This is a genomic window from Planococcus soli (assembly GCF_016881065.1).
GTDB lineage: Bacteria > Bacillota > Bacilli > Bacillales_A > Planococcaceae > Planococcus > Planococcus soli.
The window spans coordinates 262982-281229 of record NZ_WXYN01000051.1; the positions used below are offsets into that span (position 1 = coordinate 262982).

Consider the following 18248-nt stretch of genomic DNA (forward strand, 5'->3'; position numbering starts at 1 on the left):
AGGGGAACACGAACTTGAACTCGAAGTCGAAATGGTTGTTGACTGGTGTTTCATCTGTATTGGCGTTAACCTTGTTGATTCCAACAGCTAGCGCAGATACATTAAGTGAATTGCAGCAAGAGCAGCAAAAAGTGGAAGAAAAACAAAGTGAATTGAATTCAGGCATTGGTGAAAAATCCACAGAAATGGATCAAAACCAATCCACACTGGAAACCATCATGGCTAAAATCCAGGAGCTGGAGAACCAAATGCAGGAAACCCAGTCAAGAATCAATGGAGTTCAAGGTGAAATCGATCAGACAATGGTTGAAATTGATGAACTGAGAGAATCTATTGAAGAACTTGAAAGAAAAATCGCTGAACGAACAGAGTTGCTGCAGGAACGTGCACGTGCGATTCAACTGAGCGGAGGCTCGGTTGATTACATAGATGTATTATTGGGTGCCAATAGCTTCGTTGATTTTATTGATCGTTTTTCGGCAGTGAACACGCTGATTGATGCAGATCGCGAAATAATGAATGAACAAGCAGAAGATAAAAAACTGTTAGGCGAGCAAAAAGCGCAGGTTGAAGAAAAACTTGCCGGACAAGAAGAACGCCGTGCAGAACTAGTTAATCTTAAAGAATCGCTGGATGGACAAAAAGCCCAGCAAGCCGGTCTTGTAGAGGATTTAAACGCTGAGCAGGATCGTTTGGCAAAAGAAAAAACTACACTTGTCCAGCAGCGTGATGAAACAATTGATGTAAGTGCGGAATTGGAAACGAAAATTGTTAACGAACAAGAGCGCCTTGCGGAGTTGGCAAGAAAAGCTGAAGAAGAACGTTTGCGGAAACTGGCAGCAGAGCGTGCAGCAGCTGAAAAAGCGGCGGCTGAAAAAGCAGCAGCAGAACGCGTTGCAGCAGAACGTGCAGCAGCAGAGCAAGCAGCAGCTGAGAAGGTGGAAGCAGACAGAGCAGCTTCGCAAAAAGCGGCAAGTGCAGCTCAGGCGTCAAGTGCTCCTGTTGCCCCGAGTGCACCTGCACCAACGCCTGCACCAACGTATAGCGCACCTGAGCCAGCAGTTTCAGTTAATGCTAGTTCTGGGTTTATCCGCCCTGCAGCGGGCCGTTTCACTTCTAAATTTGGCATGCGTGATATCGGTTCTGGACCCGAGTTCCACCAGGGCGTTGATATTGCCAACAGCAAAGGCACAGCTATTGTCGCAGCGGCTAACGGATTTGTTTCCTACGCCGGGTCGATGGGCGGTTACGGCAATGTAGTCATTATCACCCATTCAATCAATGGACAAACGCATGCAACGGTTTATGCTCACCTGAATTCGATTGGCGTTTCAGTCGGACAACAAGTATCACAGGGACAAAACATAGGCGGAATGGGGAATACCGGACGTTCGTTCGGCGATCACCTGCATTTCGAAATCCATGTTGGACCTTGGAACGGCGGACGGACGAACGCGGTCAATCCAGCGGGCTATATTTCATTATAAGTTCAAAACAGCCGGCATCCCGATGCCGGCTGTTTTTTTAGAGTTCTGGCATTTTGTCACATATATTAACAAACTTAGTGGAACAAGCCGGCTTATTTATCGTATGATGAAAGTTGAATGGAGTGAATAACAGATGCCTAAAAAAATCATTGGCTTATTGGTGATTGCTGCTATGGTGGCGATCGTTATCATAGGAGCTGTCCAAGACAATATGGCGGAATCTGAAGCGCTCGATAATATGGCTCTCGGCAGTGATGTGGATTTTCTGCCAACGGACGAAGGTTTGGCTAAAGGGGAGCAAGCCCCCGACTTTCAGTTGACCACCTTGGATGGTGAAGCAGTGAGATTATCAGATTATCAGGGACAAAAAGTGATGCTGAATTTCTGGGCGACTTGGTGTCCACCCTGCAGAGCCGAAATGCCGCATATGCAAACTTATTTTGAAGAACAGGCAGAAGATGAAAACGTTGTAATCTTGGCAGTGAATTTAACGACTGAAGACAGAGGACTCGGAAAAATTGAGGATTTTGTTGAGGAGTTTGGATTGGAATTTGCCATTCCGATGGATGAACACGGCGATGTTGGCTCGACTTATCAAGCAGTGTCGATTCCGACTTCATATATGATTGATACGCAAGGGCGCGTTCAGAATAAAATAGTCGGTCCAATGGACTTGGCAATGATGGAACAATTAGTTGAAGATATGGAATAGGGGATGAAACGATGACATCAATCGAAACAAAATCAGTGCATACCGCAACAATGAAAGAACGGACGATTCAATCGAAAGTTATGCCGCTTTACCAGACCTCGGCGTTTTCTTTTTCGTCTTTGGAAGAGCTTGAAGGCTACTACGAAGGAAATGGCACGTATTTGTATTCACGGACAGCCAATCCGAATACCGATGCTTTAGGGCAAACTGTAGCAGATTTGGAGATGGCTCCAAAAGGGGTTTCAGCATCATCGGGAACTTCTGCAATTCTGGCTGGGATTTTGTCAGTGGTTAAAGCAGGTGATCACATTTTGGCCGCTCAAGATGTCTATGGGGGAACCTTCCACTTATTGAAAGAAGAACTGGTCCTGATGGGAATTGGTGTCCATTTTGCTGATTTTTCGAATTTCAGCGAAATCGAGCAACTGTTAATCGATATGCCGGAAATCAAACTGGTTTTCAGCGAATCAATCACTAATCCTTTTTTGCGGATGGAAGATATTGAAGCTCTTTGCCAGTTGAAATCGACTTACGATGTCCGGATTATGATTGATAATACTTTTGCTACACCGTACACAACGACTCCTTATTCGCTTGGAGTGGATTTGGTCGCTCACAGTGCGACCAAGTATCTTGGCGGCCACAGCGACGTTACAGCAGGGGTTTTAGTGGGGGATGCAGAACTGATCGGCATTGCTGAAAAGCGGGTGGTGAACCTCGGATTGAATTTAAGCCCTTTTGAAGCGTGGTTGACCATTCGGGGCATTAAAACCCTTGCTCTTCGAATGAAAACTCAAACGGAAAATGCACAGGCAATTGCAGCATTTTTGGAAGGCAAAGCACGTGTCTGGTATCCGGGGGCAGGAGCCATTGTATCATTTGAATTGCCAGAATCAGTCGATGTATCGGAGTTCTTTTCTTCGCTCGGCTGGATAAAAATTGTTCCGACTTTGGCAGGCGTAGAGACGACAGTATCGTATCCATATGGGACTTCGCACAGAGCGCTGTCAGCAGAAGAAAAAGAAAAAATCGGTGTTACCCGCCAAGTCGTTCGGCTGTCGGCTGGAATTGAAGGTATTGAGGATATTTTAGAACAATTAGGCGCAGCGTTTGTTTAACTGAAAAAGAAGTGCAGAAAGCCGGTTTTGTTTGGTACAATGAGTGTTAGTGTTAATTGCCGGCGATAGGATGGTGTAAGTACAGTGATAATGGATTTAGTATTCGCGATTGGTAGATTTTTTGTAAATCCGGTTTTATACATAGCATTGCTCGCTGCAGTGTTGTTGGGATATTATCGAGTAAAGAAAGAACGCAAGATTTTCAGGATTCGGATTGTCTACGGACTGACCGAATTTAAACGGCTTTTAAAAGATGGCTGGTTATATGCCCTCATTTTTTCTGTGCTGTTTGCAGGAATCGGTCTGGTTGTCCCGATCGGATGGCTGATTGCCTTGAGCATCGTATCCATTCTACTGATGGCGACGACTTTTTATCAGGCCGGTTCATTCATCTATTTAGCGGCAGCTGCAGTCGGAGTAAGCTGGTTGTTTCATACCAATGAATGGTCTTTGAATTTTGGAATGTTCAGATTCGAAGGAACAGAATTTGCTTTTCAATGGCTGATTCCCGTCGCCCTTATTGCAGGTGCGCTGGTATTTGCAGAAGGCAAACTGATCGATAAAGCTGCAGCGGAAGCCGCATCGCCCCGTCTGCATAAATCGGGTCGCGGCCTTAAAGCCGCAGCCTATATCTCAAAACGCCTGTGGCTATTGCCGATTTTAATGGTGGTGCCGGGTGAGTTAATTGATTCGTATGCACCCTATTGGCCACAGTTGCCGATTGGCGAAACCAGCTTTTCGCTGATTTTGTTCCCGTTCATCTTCGGATTCCAGGGACGTTCTCAGCGGACATTGCCGGTTTATCTTTATCCGGTAATTGGCAAAGCCGTTTCAATTTTGGGAGTCAGTATTGTGGTAATCGGCTTGGTTTCCTTGTTATGGGAGCCATTGGCAATTGCTGCACTTGCTGTCGGAGTGATTGGACGCATCGCCATCTCGATTCATTTTGCAGTGAAAGAGCGCAGCGGCAATTACGCCGTTACGCCGCAGTCTCAAGGAGTCATGATTGTAGATGTGCTGCCGGGTTCGCCTGCTGATAAAATGGGCTTGCTGCGCGGAGAAGTAATCCGCAAAGTAAACGGCATTGCTATTGCAAACGAGTCGGAATTGTATGAAGCAATTCAGGTCAATGCGGCACATTGCCGATTAGAAGTGCTGGACCACAACTTGGAAGTGCGTTTGCGTCAGCACGTTATTTTCCGTCATGATCATCATCGATTGGGATTATTAGTGGTCAATTAAGGAGATAACCAAATGGAATCAATGGTAACAAAATTTTTCCTGTCGCTGCTGGTACCAGGATTGCTCGTCATTTTATTCACAAGAGTCACATTCAATCACATTGTTGCATTGATTTTGACTGTGGCACTGATAGCGGCAGCTGTTTATGCGGGTTATACCCATACCTGGCTGCTGTTCGTCGCGAATGCGGCTTCTCTTACCGCCGGGTTCTGGTATTCTACCAGAATGTTCAATCGCAGGAAAAAAGCCGAAACTCATGAAAATGAGTAACGGCTTTTTTTTGTAAATTTAAATAAAGACACTGAATACTGCCAGCACTGCAATAGAACCGAGTACGACGATCATCACATTGGCCCCTGTAAACGCAATGCCAAATGCTGCGAAGGCACCGATGACGCCAAACCAGATGTTTTCCTGTATAAAAAAGATCGCTGGAAAAATCAACGCGCCTAAAACAGCATACGGAATATTGCGCAAGACGTTTTGAACGGGTTCTGGCAACTCCCGGCCTTCCAAAAATGTCAGCGGTATGGCACGGGGGATATAAGTCACCACGGCCATGCCAAGTATCATCCACCAATACCACGAACCCATTACGCTTTCACACCTTTCCGGGAAATCCATTCAATGAAAATCGCTGAAGCCAAAGTCGAAACCATAATGGCCCAGCCTGTGGACAGCCATTCGGTAAAATAAAAGAAGGAATTGACCAGCCCGGCTATCACTGCCAGACTAATTACTTTGCGATTGCCCCGCATCGAGGGCACTAATAAACCGACGAACATGGCATACAGCGCAATAGACATGGAAGCCTGAAGAAATTGAGGCAGGTTGGCCCCGATCAAGTGGCCGACTGCTGTAAAAATGATCCAGCTGCCATAAGCGATGACAATGACACCTGCTGCAAAAGCCGTGCTCAATTTATTGCCTTTTTGAGTAGCCAATACTGAAAAAGATTCGTCCGTAATGCCGAAAGCATAAAGCGCTTTTTTCCAACGGTCATCCGGCTGCATCTTTTCATTGAGTGAAGCTGTCATAAGGAAATGGCGGATGTTGACAATAAAAGTGTTTAAAACAATAACCGCAGGTGCCACTCCTGCTGTAATGAGAGTCAAGGATATATACTGGGCAGCTCCAGCAAAAACAAAGATGCTCATCGCTGTTGCTTCCCATAGTGACAGGCCAGTAGTCTTTGCCAACAAACCAAATGTCAATGCTATCGGAAAATAGCCGATCGCTATACTGGTACCAGCCTTTATGCCGGCTGAAAATTCGCTTCCGCCCATTTTTTTCGCTCCTTATGTATAGGTATTTCCTTTTCCAAACTCAGTGAAAGAGTGTAAAGTAATTATAATAGCATATCATAAAAGCTTTTTAGTTTTGAAGAGCATTTATTAAAATTTTGTATTTTAAAGGACTGAGCTTATGTCGGATTTTTTTTCCATGGAGAATATTGTTGAATTGACCCAGTCCTACCGGGCATTTGGTCCGCTGATCGGCTTCCTGCTGCCGTTCATCGAAGCTTTTCTGCCGTTTCTGCCGTTGTTCGTCTTTGTATTTGCCAATGCAACGGCCTACGGACTTTGGCTGGGCTTTCTATTATCCTGGGGCGGTTCAGTCCTGGGAGCCTATGCAGTATTCTTGCTGGTTCGCAAATATGGCCGGGCGCGACTGATGAACTTTATGACCCGGCATGAAAAAGTGCAAAAATTGATTCATTGGGTCGAGAGGAATGGTTTTGGTCCGCTGTTCTTGCTGCTGTGCCTGCCTTTTACTCCGTCGGCCCTCGTCAACCTGGTCGCAGGCTTGTCGGATATCCGCAAACATTACTACTTGCTGACGGTCATGGCCGGAAAGTTTGTTATGGTATTTACGATTTCGTTTGTAGGCTATGACCTGCGCGCTTTATTTACGCAGCCTGTGAGGACAGCGGTTGTCATCCTTGTCATCATACTGCTGTATGTAATCGGTAAAATTCTTGAAAAACGTTTAAATAAAAAAGTGGAAGCCGATTTTCGATTGGCCAAAGAAGAACGTAAAAAGCAGAAGCAGTAATAGATTATTAGAGTTGGCTATTAACCGCAGTTAATCGTATAATAAGAACAAACGTTCTTATTTGAGGGAGTGATCATGTGTCTTTGCGCATAGTATATGGCAGAGCGGGAGCTGGAAAAACTCGTTTTGTTCAAGATGAAATTGTGGAAGAGCTAAAGCGGCAGGCTGATGGAGAACCGATTTTCCTTATCGTGCCGGACCAGATGTCGTTTTCTACCGAGTATCGCCTTGCAGCGTCCTATGGCATGAATGGCATGATCCGCGCACAGGCGATTACCTTTAAGCGGCTTGCGTGGCGCGTACTTCAGGAAGTCGGGGGCATCAGCAGAAAAGAAGTGGATACATTCGGCTATCGAATGCTGATTCGGAGCCTGCTGGAAGAGCATCGCGACGATTTTCAATTGTTTCGCAGAGCTGCTGGAAAGCGGGGCTTTACCGATCAGATTGAACAACTGGTGAAGGAGTTTGCCCGCTATTGTGTAGACTGCGGGGAATTGAGCTCGATCCGTTCTTCATTAGCGGAGGCAGGCGCACCAAAAACCTTGCTGGACAAAGCGGAAGACCTGGAATTGATCTTGACCGAGATCGAAAACCGTCTGGGCAAAGTATTTGTGGATTCTGAAGGCCATTTAGCCTTATTGAGTGAAAAAATTCCTTATTCCGATTTGGTCAAAACGGCCACGATCTATATCGATGGATTTGTGACATTCACAGCAAGAGAGTATGAAATTCTTTTTGAACTAATGAAACATGCCAAATCAGTGACCATCGCCTTGCCGATGGATGAGCAAACCGACCCGAACGACGAGCAGGCTTTGTTTTACCAGTCCGCCAATACAGCCCGCCGTTTGAGCGAAGAGGCTGCCAAAGAGGGCATCGAGATTGAAAATCCGGTGCACCTTGCTTTGCCGCGCCGTTTTGCTCAACCGGAACTCGAACATATCGAGCGGCATTTTGATGATTATCCATTGCCGAAAATTCAAGGGCATGGCCATGTGTCTTTGGTCGAGTCTTCGAACCGGCGCGCTGAGATGCATTCGGTTGCGCGAAGGATCAGAGATCAAGCGAGGAATGGCCTTCGCTATAGTGAAATTGCCATCCTGTACCGGCAGCCCGAAATTTATGACGAATTGATCAATACCATTTTTCCGCAATATGACATACCGTATTTTATCAGCCAGAAAAAATCGATGCTGCATCATCCCTTGATTGAATTCAGCCGTTCGGTTCTTGAATCCGTCGTCTCCAATTATTCCTATGAGTCCGTGTTCCGGGCCGTTAAAACGGATTTATTTTTTCCATTGGGACCTGTTTCCAAGTGGCGGGAGCGAAGCGATGTACTGGAGAACTTCGTTATAGCCAATGGGATATATGGGGAACGCTGGTTTGAGGAAAAGCGCTGGTTTTACAAGAAATATCGCGGTCTGGAATTTCATACTTCTATACAAACAGATGAAGAATTGGCGGCACAGATGGAGCTTCATGCAGTCCGTGATTTGATCAGGGATCCTTTGGCCGAGTTAAAAGAGCACCTAAAGCATGCGAAAACCGGAAAAGACGTTGCGGAAGCTTTGTTCCTGTTTATCGAGAAAATGGATGTATACGCAAAAATTCAGGCGTTGAGAGAGCGTGAAGAAAATGAGCACCGCCTATTAGCAGCTACTGAACATGAACAGGCTTGGAACCAGTGGATTGGTGTGCTGGATCAGTTTGTGCTGATGTTCGGAGACAAAGAAATCGACTTGGCAACAGCTGTTAAAATTTTGGATGAAGGATTTGAAACATTGGAATTTTCCCGCATTCCGCCTTCGCTGGACCAAGTGACGGTGTCTAAAATCGATTTGGCGCGTTTGATGGACATCAAGTCGGTTTTCGTCATCGGCGCCAATGATGGAGTACTGCCTAAACGGATCGAGCAGGAAGGGATTTTGACCGATACGGACCGGGATTGGTTTGCGCAAATTGGCTTTGAGTTGGCTCCGACGTCGAAGATGCGTTTAATGGATGAAACCTATATGGTATATCGGACATTCACATCTGCCTCGGATTTGCTGACAGTATCATTTCCGATTGCAGATGAAGAAGGAAAAGCGCTGCTGCCTTCTCTTTATATCCAAAAATTGAAGGACATGCTGTCAATCGATCTAATCCCTGCAGTTATCGATCCGGAAGAACTGATGGACGCGTCACCGATGGCTTATATTTCACATCCTCGGGCGACATTGGCTTATTTGGCTTCGCAGATTCGCAGCGGAGACTTGACAGCCGAATGGCGTGCCGTTTTGGACTATTACCGTGAAGATCCGTTTTGGTCTTCTGTCATTGAGCGAATTTTAGCACCGATCAAACCAAACACAGCAGACCCATTGCGCCAAGACATTGCTGAACCATTATACGGCTCTCCCATTTCATCCAGTGTTTCACGGGTTGAAACTTACTACAGCTGCCCATTTGCGCATTATGTTACTTACGGCCTTCGCCTTGAAGAGCGCAGCCAGTATAAATTGGCGGCTCCTGCTATGGGAGATCTTTTCCATGCAGCGATCAAATGGATTTCGGACGAAGTGTTAAGGCTTGGCGTTTCCTGGTCATCTTTAACCCAAACACAATGCCAGAATTTGGCCAAAGAAGCAATTGAACAGTTGTCGCCTTATTTCGTCAATCATATCCTGATCAGCTCACACCGCTACCGCTATATTCAGCACAAGCTGGAGGGCATCATCCGACAGACGGCGTTTATGCTCAGCAAGCACGCCAAAGTGTCCGGATTTGTGCCAGTGGCCTTGGAAGTCGGTTTTGGTCCGCAAGAAACGATTCCACCACTCGATATCCCGTTGAACAACGGCCGTAAGATGAATGTCCGCGGAAGGATAGACCGGATTGATTCAACCGAAATACATGGCAAACCGTATTTGCGTGTGGTCGACTACAAGTCTTCCAAACAGGGGCTTGACCTCAGCAATGTCTATCATGGCCTGTCCTTGCAGACGTTCACGTATCTGGATGTGGCATTGACCCACTCGGACCGCTGGCTTGGCGAGAGAGCGGAACCGGCAGGCGTACTTTATTTCCATATGCACAATCCGATGCTGAAACTGACCAAATTGATGACTGCCGAGGAACTGGAAGAAGAAATGGCCAAATCATTTAAAATGAATGGGTTAGTCGTCGAAGATCCTGAAGTTATTCAAGCGATGGATGACGGAATTGAAGGCTATTCCAATGTCATCCCGGTTCGGCTCAATAAAAGCGGTACGGTGTCCGCTTCCCAGTCGAAAACAGTGGTCAAAGAAGATATGCAGGCGATACGCCGATTTGTCCGGCGCAAGCATCAACATGCCGGCAACGGCATACTGGAAGGCAATACAAGCATCACTCCTTATAAAGTAAAAGAAGATACGCCCTGCCAGTTTTGTTCCTACCGTTCTGTCTGCCAATTCGACCCGGCAGATCCGGAACAAAGCTACCGCAAACTCCCCGCCTTGTCACCGGATAAGGCAGTAGAGTTGATCAGAAAGGAGGCTGCTGACGATGATACCGAAAAAACCGAGTGATGCCACATGGACCGATGAACAATGGCTGGCGATTTGGGCAAAGGGCCAGGACATGCTTGTATCCGCCGCAGCCGGTTCAGGAAAAACGGCTGTCCTGATCAATCGTATGATTGAAAAGGTGTTGGCTGAAGAGGATCCCATTTCGGTGGACGAGCTTTTGGTCGTTACTTTCACCAATGCATCCGCTGCCGAAATGCGCCATCGCATGTCGAACGCGCTGGAAAAAGCGGTGGCAGAAAATCCGGAATCGAGCCACCTCAAAAAACAATTGCGTTTAATCAATAAAGCTCAAATTTCCACCTTGCATTCTTTTTGTCTGCAGGTGGTAAAGCAATATGCTTATTTGCTCGAAATTGATCCGGGCTTCCGGATTGCCGGAGACACGGAGGCAGCCTTGCTGCGGGATGACATACTCGAAGCAGTTCTTGAAAACGCTTATGAGGGTGAAGGGGCGGAAGCAGTATACCGTCTCGCAGACAGTTTTACTTCTGATCGAAGCGACCAAGCCATGGAAGTGCTGCTGAGCAAGCTTTATGACTATTCACGCGTCCACCCTGAACCTGAGGAATGGCTGCAGCAAGTGCCAGCTTTATACGATGTGGCCGAAACTGCTGCTATCGACGAACTGCCATTTATTGGCGACTTAAAACTGACGATAGGACATGCTTTAGAGGAAGCGCTGCAGCTGACCCAGCAAGGACTGCAACTGGCTTTGCAGCCGGATGGCCCATCTTTGCTGGAAGACACGTTCAAGACAGATGCAGAAGTCATCCAAGCTGCCCGCGCTGCTCTGGAAAATTCGTGGGACAGCCTTTATGCTTTTTCAAAACCATTCCAATTCGAAAAAGCAGCTTCTATTAAGAAGGATTCCTGTGATCCTGCAATGGCAGAGGAAGCGAAAGGCATACGCAATGAAGTGAAGAAAATCGTCACAGGTTTGTTCGATGCCTATTTCACTCGCTCGCCAAAGCGGCTTCTCGAAGAGATGCGCGAAATGGCGCCAATGATGAAGACTTTAGTAGAGCTGACGCAGATTTTCGCCGACCAATATAAAGCCTTGAAAATTGACCGGGCATTGGTCGATTTCTCTGATCTGGAGCATTATGCATTGGAAATCCTATCGGATGAAGGCAGGCCTTCCGCCATTGCCAAAGAGTATCAGGATCGATTTAAGGAAGTACTGGTAGATGAATACCAAGATACCAATCTACTGCAGGAAACCATTTTAAACCTGGTGAAGTCCGGTGAAGAACACAACGGCAACTTGTTCATGGTGGGAGATGTAAAACAATCGATCTACCGTTTCCGCCTTGCTGAACCGATGCTGTTTTTAGGGAAGTATGCCCGTTTCCGCCACGATGCCGAATCTACAGGGCTGCGCATCGATTTAAATGCGAATTTCCGAAGCCGCAAAGAAATATTGGATGGCACGAACTATATCTTCTCGCAGATCATGGGGGAGCGGGTTGGGGAAATCGATTACGACGAAGCGGCTGCATTAAAAGCCAAAGCCCCATATCCGGATCATCAGATTCCAATAGAATTAGCATTGATCCACGAGCCGGAAACTGAAGAAGAAGCGGTGGACGAGGATCTGGTTAAATCACAATGGGAAGCACGCTTTATCGCAAAAAAAATAAAAGAAATGATGGACCAGGAAATGCTGGTGAATGACCCCTGGACACAGCAACAGCGAAAATTGGAGTACCGGGATATTGTCGTCCTGATGCGCTCCATGACCTGGTCGGGTGACTTTGTGGACGAATTCAAAACGGCTGGTATTCCGTTATATGCTGAATTGACCGGCGGCTATTTTGATGCGCTTGAAGTGATGATCATGCTCAATACGCTGCGAGTCATTGACAACCCATACCAGGATATTCCACTCGCTTCTGTCTTGCGTGCACCGTTTATCGGATTAAAGGAAAATGAGCTCGCTGAGATCCGGCTGGCCGCACCTCAGGCCACGTTTTACGAAGCAGTGAAAACCTTTATGCGCGCAGGAACAGGCATTGATCCTGCAGCGGCTGAGAAGCTGCAGCGCTTTGTCCTTCAACTGGAAGGATGGCGCAACCAGGCTCGGCGGGGCTCCCTGGCAGAACTGATCTGGCAGGTTTATCTGGATACGAATTATTACGAGATGGCAGGTGCTATGACCAACGGCAAGCAGCGTCAGGCTAATTTGCGCGCTTTGCATGACCGGGCACTGGAATACGAGAAAACTTCTTTCCGCGGATTGTTCCGCTTTTTGCGTTTTATTGATCGGATGCGTGAGCGGGGGGATGATTTGGGAACAGCCAAATCGCTCAGTGAAAAAGAAAATGTCGTTCGTCTTATGACTGTCCACAAGTCGAAAGGGCTGGAGTTTCCAGTAGTCTTTTTTGCAGGCACTGGCCGTTCTTTTAATGAAATGGATTTTCGAAAATCCTATCTGTTCGATCAGGACTATGGATTGGCAGTTAAGGCAGTCAATCCTGATACGAGAATTGAATATACATCTTTGCCTTTCCTCGCAGTCAAGGAAATGAAGCAGCTGCAGATGAAAGCGGAAGAGATGCGGGTGTTGTACGTCGCAATGACACGGGCCAAAGAGCGGCTGTTTTTGACAGCCTCTGTAAAAGACATTGATAAGCTCTTTGAAAAATGGAAAGTAAGCACCAGCGATGTCCGATTGCCGGATTTCATGCGCTCGCGTGTGAAAGGCTATTTGGATTGGATTGGTCCGGCCGTTGCAAGGCATCCGGATGCGGCAGAACATTTGAAAGTTAATGGCCATATTCTCAGCCACTCATCCCGATTTCATATTGAAATTATCGAATCCCAGTCATTGCTTCCAGGAGTTGTGAATTTGGATGAACTGCTGGAGAGAGTGGATTCAAATGAAGATTATCGCCAATTAGTCAAACAGCGATTTAACTTTCAATATCCGCATCAAGCGGCGGTTGAGAAGCGATCCAAACAATCAGTGACAGAAATGAAACGGCTGCAAATGCTGCAGCGTTCGGATGAGCCTGAATCGTTCATTCAAACGGCAAAACCCGAAAGAACGATGCTGCTGCACCGGCCGGACTTCATGATGGACAAGCGGTTGTCACCCGCTGATGTCGGCACCGCTGTCCATGCGGTCATGCAGCATATTCCGCTGGACCGAACGATGGACTCAGCCGAAATAGAAGAATTTATCGAGACGCTGGTAGGGATGGAAATTCTATCGGCTGACGAAGGCAAGGCAGTAAAAGTTGAAGAAATAGAACGCTTTTACGCCAGCAATACAGCGGCCCGCCTGCGATCAGCGAAGCACATCAAAAGGGAAGTCCCATTCACATACGCCAAAGCGGATGCGGAGGGGGATCATCAAATCATTCAAGGAATCATCGATTGCCTGTTTGAGGAACCGGATGGCTGGGTGTTGCTTGATTACAAGACGGACCGTGTGGCACATATCAGTAATATCAGTACGGAAATGAGCGAACGTTATGGTGTACAGTTGACTGTATATCAGGAAGCCGTTGAAGCAATTCTTCGCATCCCGATCAAAGAACGGCTGCTGTATTTGTTTGCGGCAAGCCAAGAAGTAAACATTTAGGAGGATTAATTTGAACTTACAGCCAGTTTTATTAAACGAACGAGTAAAAGCGATTGATTTGATGAGGGGTTTCTCGCTTTTCGGCATTTTGATCATCAATATGCTGGCTTTCCATTCGCCTCTTTCCTATATCGACCCGTATAAATGGTTTGATGGGACTGTGAATGAATGGGTGTACCTGTTCATTGATATTTTCATTCAAGCCAGTTTCTATCCTTTATTCGCGATGTTGTTTGGCTATGGGCTGGCCATGCAATTTATGCGCGCAGAAGCGAAGCAGAGCCCCTTTATGCCAGTGGCTGTAAAGCGCCTGGCAGTTCTGCTGCTGTTTGGCATCGTCCATGCCTTTTTGATTTGGTATGGAGATATTCTGATCACGTACGCCATCATGGGCTTTTTGCTTATCGGGATGATCAGGCTGCCATCGAGCTGGCTGATGGGCTTTGCAGCCATTATTTATGCAGTCCCACACCTGCTGCTATTGGGTGTCATGTTTATAGCCGCGGCCGCAGATCCAAATACGTATGTAGGATACATGGAAATCGAAAGCTCGATCCAATCCTATCAATCCGGCAATTTTGCCGAAATCTTCAGCCAACGCTTAGCGGACTGGACTTACACGAATAATTTGTTCGGCTATATAATTTTGATTGCAACGATTCTGCCGTTTCTGATGATTGGAGCAGCTGCGGCAAAGTGGCGGCTAATTGAGCGGACGCAGGAAAAACGCAAATTGTGGCTGCTGTTAGCTATTGTCCCGTTGTTAGTCGGTTTGCTGTTGAAAGCTGCGCCGTTTTTGTTTGAGCCGAATTATGCCTTTGTCTATCTGCAGGATATTTTCGGTGGGCCGCTTGTAGCAGTTGGCTATGCGGCAATAATCGCTTTGCTGGCACAAAAAACGAACATACAGAAGCTGTTGTCTCCAGTAGCGAAAGTGGGACGGATGTCGCTGACAACCTATATTATGCAATCCATCTTGGCCACGCTGATTTTTTATTCGTACGGGTTTGGCCTCTATGGTCAAGTGGATTTGCTTACGGGAACATTGATTGCCATCGGAATTTTCGTTGTTCAGCTGATTTTTGCAGAACTTTGGTTTGAAAAATTCTCAAGAGGCCCGCTTGAAAGCCTCTGGAGAAAATGGACATATGGAAATAAATTCGAAAAAACTAACAATTCAAAACCCTGAATGTGTATAATGAATTCAATCAAAGAAAAGGAGTGTTTGACGAATGAAGCTGTTATCATTTCGCTATGAAGGAAAAGAAGGATTCGGACCAAAGGTTAAAAAGGAAGAAGCTGTATGGGATCTGCTTGCTATCCAACAGCAATTAGAGGTCCTTCCTGCATTCCCGGCACAATTGATAGAAGGAATTCCGCAAGGACTGGAGTTTGTCGAACAAATTCGTAAATTGACGGAAGCTGCTGTTCAGTCTGACCGCTCTGAAGAATTCAAACACTCTTTTTCAGAAATTGAATGGTTGTCTCCGATTTCAAGAACTCCCAAGAATATTATTTGCATCGGAAAAAATTACGCGGATCATGCAAAAGAGATGGGCGCAGAAGCTCCAGTAGATTTGGTGGTTTTTACCAAATCGCCTACTTGTATTTCAGCGGACGGAGAAACTGTCTCTGTTCACAGTGATTTGACCGATTCATATGATTATGAAGGCGAGCTGGCTGTCATAATAGGCAAAGCCGGCCACAAAATACCTAAGCAAATGGCTTATGACTATGTTTTTGGCTATACCATCGCAAATGATTTGACTGCACGGGACCTGCAGGAAAAGCATCAGCAGTATTTCCTAGGGAAAAGCTTGCCGGGTTCATGTCCGATAGGTCCTTATATTGTGACAAAAGATGAAATTCCGCAAGCACAAAATCTGTCAATTGTGACAAAAGTGAACGACGAAGTACGCCAAAACGGCAACACAGAAAACATGATCCGCCGCGTGGATGATCTGGTGGCGGAAGTTTCAAAATATATTGCTTTGGAACCAGGTGATGTTCTGCTTACTGGAACACCTGCTGGAGTCGGGAAAGGCTTTAATCCGCCAAAATTCCTGAAAGCTGGAGACACTATCAAAGTATCAATTGAATCCATCGGTACTCTCGTCACACATTTGTCATAAGATAGGAGCTCTTCCGACTGTCCAACTTGTGATAAACTGGAAAGGACTTTATTAGAAGAGGTGAGCTTTTGGATATTTTTACACAGACTACACATTTACACATCACGACGTGGGTCGTTGCAGTCATCTTGTTCTTGATCGCTGCATTTATGCAGCGCGATAGCAAAGGCCGTAAAATTCTGCACATGGTCTTGAGATTGTTCTACGTTTTGATCATTATTACAGGGCTTACATTGTTCATCGAATGGTCTTCTTCAGATCCAATGCTGTACGGCATCAAATTCCTGTTGGGAGTTTTGACAATCGGAATGATGGAAATGGTTTTGGTCCGTTCGAAAAAACAAAAACCGGTTACGATGTTTTGGGCATTGTTTGCAGTATTCTTGTTTGCAACAATGTTCATCGGTTTTATGTTGCCGATCGGAATGGATTTCTTTTAAAGAAATCAGGCAGGTGTGCATCCAGCACCTGTTTTTTTTATGTTTTGAAATAGTATAATTTGCGCTTTTCGTTGTCCAGACTCCAGCGCCCAGCTCTTCGGGTCATAAGCCAACCCAGCTGTGTGGCTAAAACATGCCACTTCGCTGGTCTGTCTTATGCCCGTCAGAGCTAAACGGGCGCTTACGCTTTTCTGTGTCCAGACTCCAGCTGCCAGATTCTGGGGTCATAGGCCGCTCTGGCTGTGCTGCTAAAAACATGCCGCTTCGCCGGAGCGTCTTATGCCCGTCGGACCTACACGGGCGCTTGCGATTTTCTATGGATTTTCACAGTTTAGACGAAACTCCGGCAAGTCGCTGCCGAAACTTGAACTTAACATGGCGGCGGTAGCTGGAGTTTGATAAAATTAACCGGGTGGAACGCAATAACAACCTCATTGAAGGAGGATTTCAGATTGAAGGCAAAATGGATTTCAAGCATCATAACGGGCGCACTGCTGCTGACACTTGCCAATCCGGCATTTGCTGCTGACGAGCGCGATTTGGAAGATGAGCTCATCTATGATGTGCTGGTTGACCGTTATTTCAACAAAAAGATCGACAATGATTATGAAGTGAATGCTATAGACCCTTCGAGTTTTAACGGGGGCGATTTTGATGGCATGGCCAGTGAACTATTATTTGTGAAAGAAATGGGCTTTACCGCTCTTTCAATAGGATCTGTGTTTTCGACAGCTACATATGATGGGAAAAGTGTATTGGACTATACCGAATTTGAGCGCCATTTTGGAACAGAGGAAGAGTTCCAAACATTGGTAGCCGAGATTCATGATCAGGATATGAAAGTGATTGTGGATGTCCCAACGCAGCAAGTAAATGAAGATCATGTTTGGACAGCGGAAAATCCGGAATGGTTTGCGGAAAATGAAGACGGCAGCCTCGCTTTGGATACAGCGAATTCAGAAGTCCAAGAAGCGCTGATTTCTACATTTTCGGAATTCAGCGAAACCTATCAGATTGATGGGTTCCGGCTCCAGAATGCAGACCAGCTGAATCCGGATTTTGTCCTTGCTTTTTCCGAAGCTATTAAAGCTGTTCGGGACAGCTATATCCTAAGCGACCGTGAAATGCCGGAAACGCCTGGTTTTGATGCTGTCGTCTTGCCAGGGGTGGAGGAAACTCTTCGTGCGGCCTATAAGAATTTTGATCAGGATTTAACGGAGATTTCTTCTATTATGGAAGAAAGCGAAGACAGCCTGATTCAAGTGGATTCTTTAATAGGATCACGGTTTACGGCGGATATCGTCGCAGAAAATGGATTTCCACCGACACGCTGGACTCTGCTGTTGACACAGTTATTGACAATGCCTGGAATACCAGTCGTCCAGTATGGCTCCGAATCTGCAATGAATGGGACAGAATTGCCAGAATCGCATCAAATTTTGGATTTGGCTGTAGACAAAGAACTGGTTGACCATATTACAGATTTGACATCCTTGCGCAATTCATCTGAAGCATTGCGGTCGGGTGAATTGGAAATGCTGCATGATGAAGATGGCTGGCTGGTCTACAAACGTTCCAATGACGAAGAAACCTGGATTGTTGCGATTAACAACTCTTCTTCGACAAAGAGCATTAACCTGTCTGCTGACACCATTGGTGATGGCCAGGAGCTTCGCGGTTTATTTGAAAGCGACATTATCCGCCAGGAAGACAACGGGGAATACCGTATAACGCAAGACCGTGAAATTGCGGAAGTCTTCCATGTGACGGAAGAAACTAAACTCAATACGGCCTATATTGCAACTCTTGCAATCATGTACGTCGTGTTTATGCTGTTCCTATGGGTCGTTTGGCGTAAAGGCAAGCAGCGCAAAGCAGACGCCGCAGCAAAAAAAACAGCCGGAAAAACGGTGCAATAGTTT

At 46.3% G+C, this 18248-nt stretch carries 14 protein-coding genes; 12 read left to right on the plus strand and 2 right to left on the minus strand.

Annotated elements, in window-relative coordinates; all coding sequences use genetic code 11:
- The first annotated feature begins 14 nt into the window (after positions 1–14).
- From GJB59_RS16070 to GJB59_RS16090, 5 genes are all read left to right on the plus strand, one after another.
- A complete protein-coding gene (locus GJB59_RS16070) occupies positions 15–1487 on the plus strand; it encodes a murein hydrolase activator EnvC family protein (RefSeq protein WP_142826089.1) in 1473 nt (490 codons plus the stop codon).
- Between the two features lie 133 nt (positions 1488–1620).
- A complete protein-coding gene (locus GJB59_RS16075; RefSeq protein WP_142826090.1) occupies positions 1621–2199 on the plus strand; it encodes a peroxiredoxin family protein in 579 nt (192 codons plus the stop codon).
- An 11-nt stretch (positions 2200–2210) separates the two neighbouring features.
- Complete coding sequence (locus GJB59_RS16080) at positions 2211–3317, plus strand: trans-sulfuration enzyme family protein (protein ID WP_142826091.1); 1107 nt, start codon at positions 2211–2213, stop codon at positions 3315–3317.
- A 90-nt stretch (positions 3318–3407) separates the two neighbouring features.
- The gene (locus GJB59_RS16085) at positions 3408–4559 is read left to right on the plus strand and encodes a PDZ domain-containing protein (protein WP_142826236.1); all 1152 of its coding nucleotides are present in this window, start codon (positions 3408–3410) and stop codon (positions 4557–4559) included.
- 12 nt (positions 4560–4571) lie between these two features.
- On the plus strand, positions 4572–4829 hold the full coding sequence (locus GJB59_RS16090) for a CsbA family protein (RefSeq protein WP_142826092.1): 258 nt from the start codon (positions 4572–4574) through the stop codon (positions 4827–4829).
- An 18-nt stretch (positions 4830–4847) separates the two neighbouring features.
- Here the strand turns inward: GJB59_RS16090 and GJB59_RS16095 are convergent, their stop codons facing one another.
- Positions 4848–5153 (minus strand): AzlD domain-containing protein, encoded by a 306-nt coding sequence (locus GJB59_RS16095; protein WP_142826093.1) that lies wholly within the window; start codon positions 5151–5153, stop codon positions 4848–4850.
- A complete protein-coding gene (locus GJB59_RS16100) occupies positions 5153–5845 on the minus strand; it encodes an AzlC family ABC transporter permease (RefSeq protein WP_142826094.1) in 693 nt (230 codons plus the stop codon). The genes GJB59_RS16095 and GJB59_RS16100 overlap by 1 nt, the downstream gene beginning before the upstream one ends.
- Before the next feature lie 157 nt (positions 5846–6002).
- Between GJB59_RS16100 and GJB59_RS16105 the strand changes: the two genes are divergently transcribed.
- The 7 genes from GJB59_RS16105 to GJB59_RS16135 all read left to right on the plus strand — a co-directional run bounded on the left by GJB59_RS16105 (position 6003) and on the right by GJB59_RS16135 (position 18245).
- Entirely contained in the window at positions 6003–6614 is a 612-nt protein-coding gene (locus GJB59_RS16105; protein WP_142826095.1) for a TVP38/TMEM64 family protein, read from the plus strand.
- A 77-nt stretch (positions 6615–6691) separates the two neighbouring features.
- On the plus strand, positions 6692–10168 hold the full coding sequence (gene addB, locus GJB59_RS16110) for a helicase-exonuclease AddAB subunit AddB (RefSeq protein ID WP_142826096.1): 3477 nt from the start codon (positions 6692–6694) through the stop codon (positions 10166–10168).
- Positions 10146–13754: a helicase-exonuclease AddAB subunit AddA gene (addA, locus tag GJB59_RS16115; RefSeq protein ID WP_142826097.1), complete on the plus strand. Its 3609-nt coding sequence runs from the start codon at positions 10146–10148 to the stop codon at positions 13752–13754. Before addB ends, addA begins: the two co-directional genes overlap by 23 nt.
- 10 nt (positions 13755–13764) lie before the next feature.
- On the plus strand, positions 13765–14943 hold the full coding sequence (locus GJB59_RS16120; RefSeq protein WP_142826098.1) for a DUF418 domain-containing protein: 1179 nt from the start codon (positions 13765–13767) through the stop codon (positions 14941–14943).
- A 43-nt stretch (positions 14944–14986) separates the two neighbouring features.
- The gene (locus GJB59_RS16125) at positions 14987–15886 is read left to right on the plus strand and encodes a fumarylacetoacetate hydrolase family protein (protein WP_142826099.1); all 900 of its coding nucleotides are present in this window, start codon (positions 14987–14989) and stop codon (positions 15884–15886) included.
- A gap of 68 nt (positions 15887–15954) precedes the next feature.
- Positions 15955–16326: a YisL family protein gene (locus tag GJB59_RS16130; RefSeq protein ID WP_142826100.1), complete on the plus strand. Its 372-nt coding sequence runs from the start codon at positions 15955–15957 to the stop codon at positions 16324–16326.
- 452 nt (positions 16327–16778) lie between these two features.
- Entirely contained in the window at positions 16779–18245 is a 1467-nt protein-coding gene (locus GJB59_RS16135) for an alpha-amylase family glycosyl hydrolase (RefSeq protein ID WP_142826101.1), read from the plus strand.
- Positions 18246–18248 lie beyond the last annotated feature (3 nt).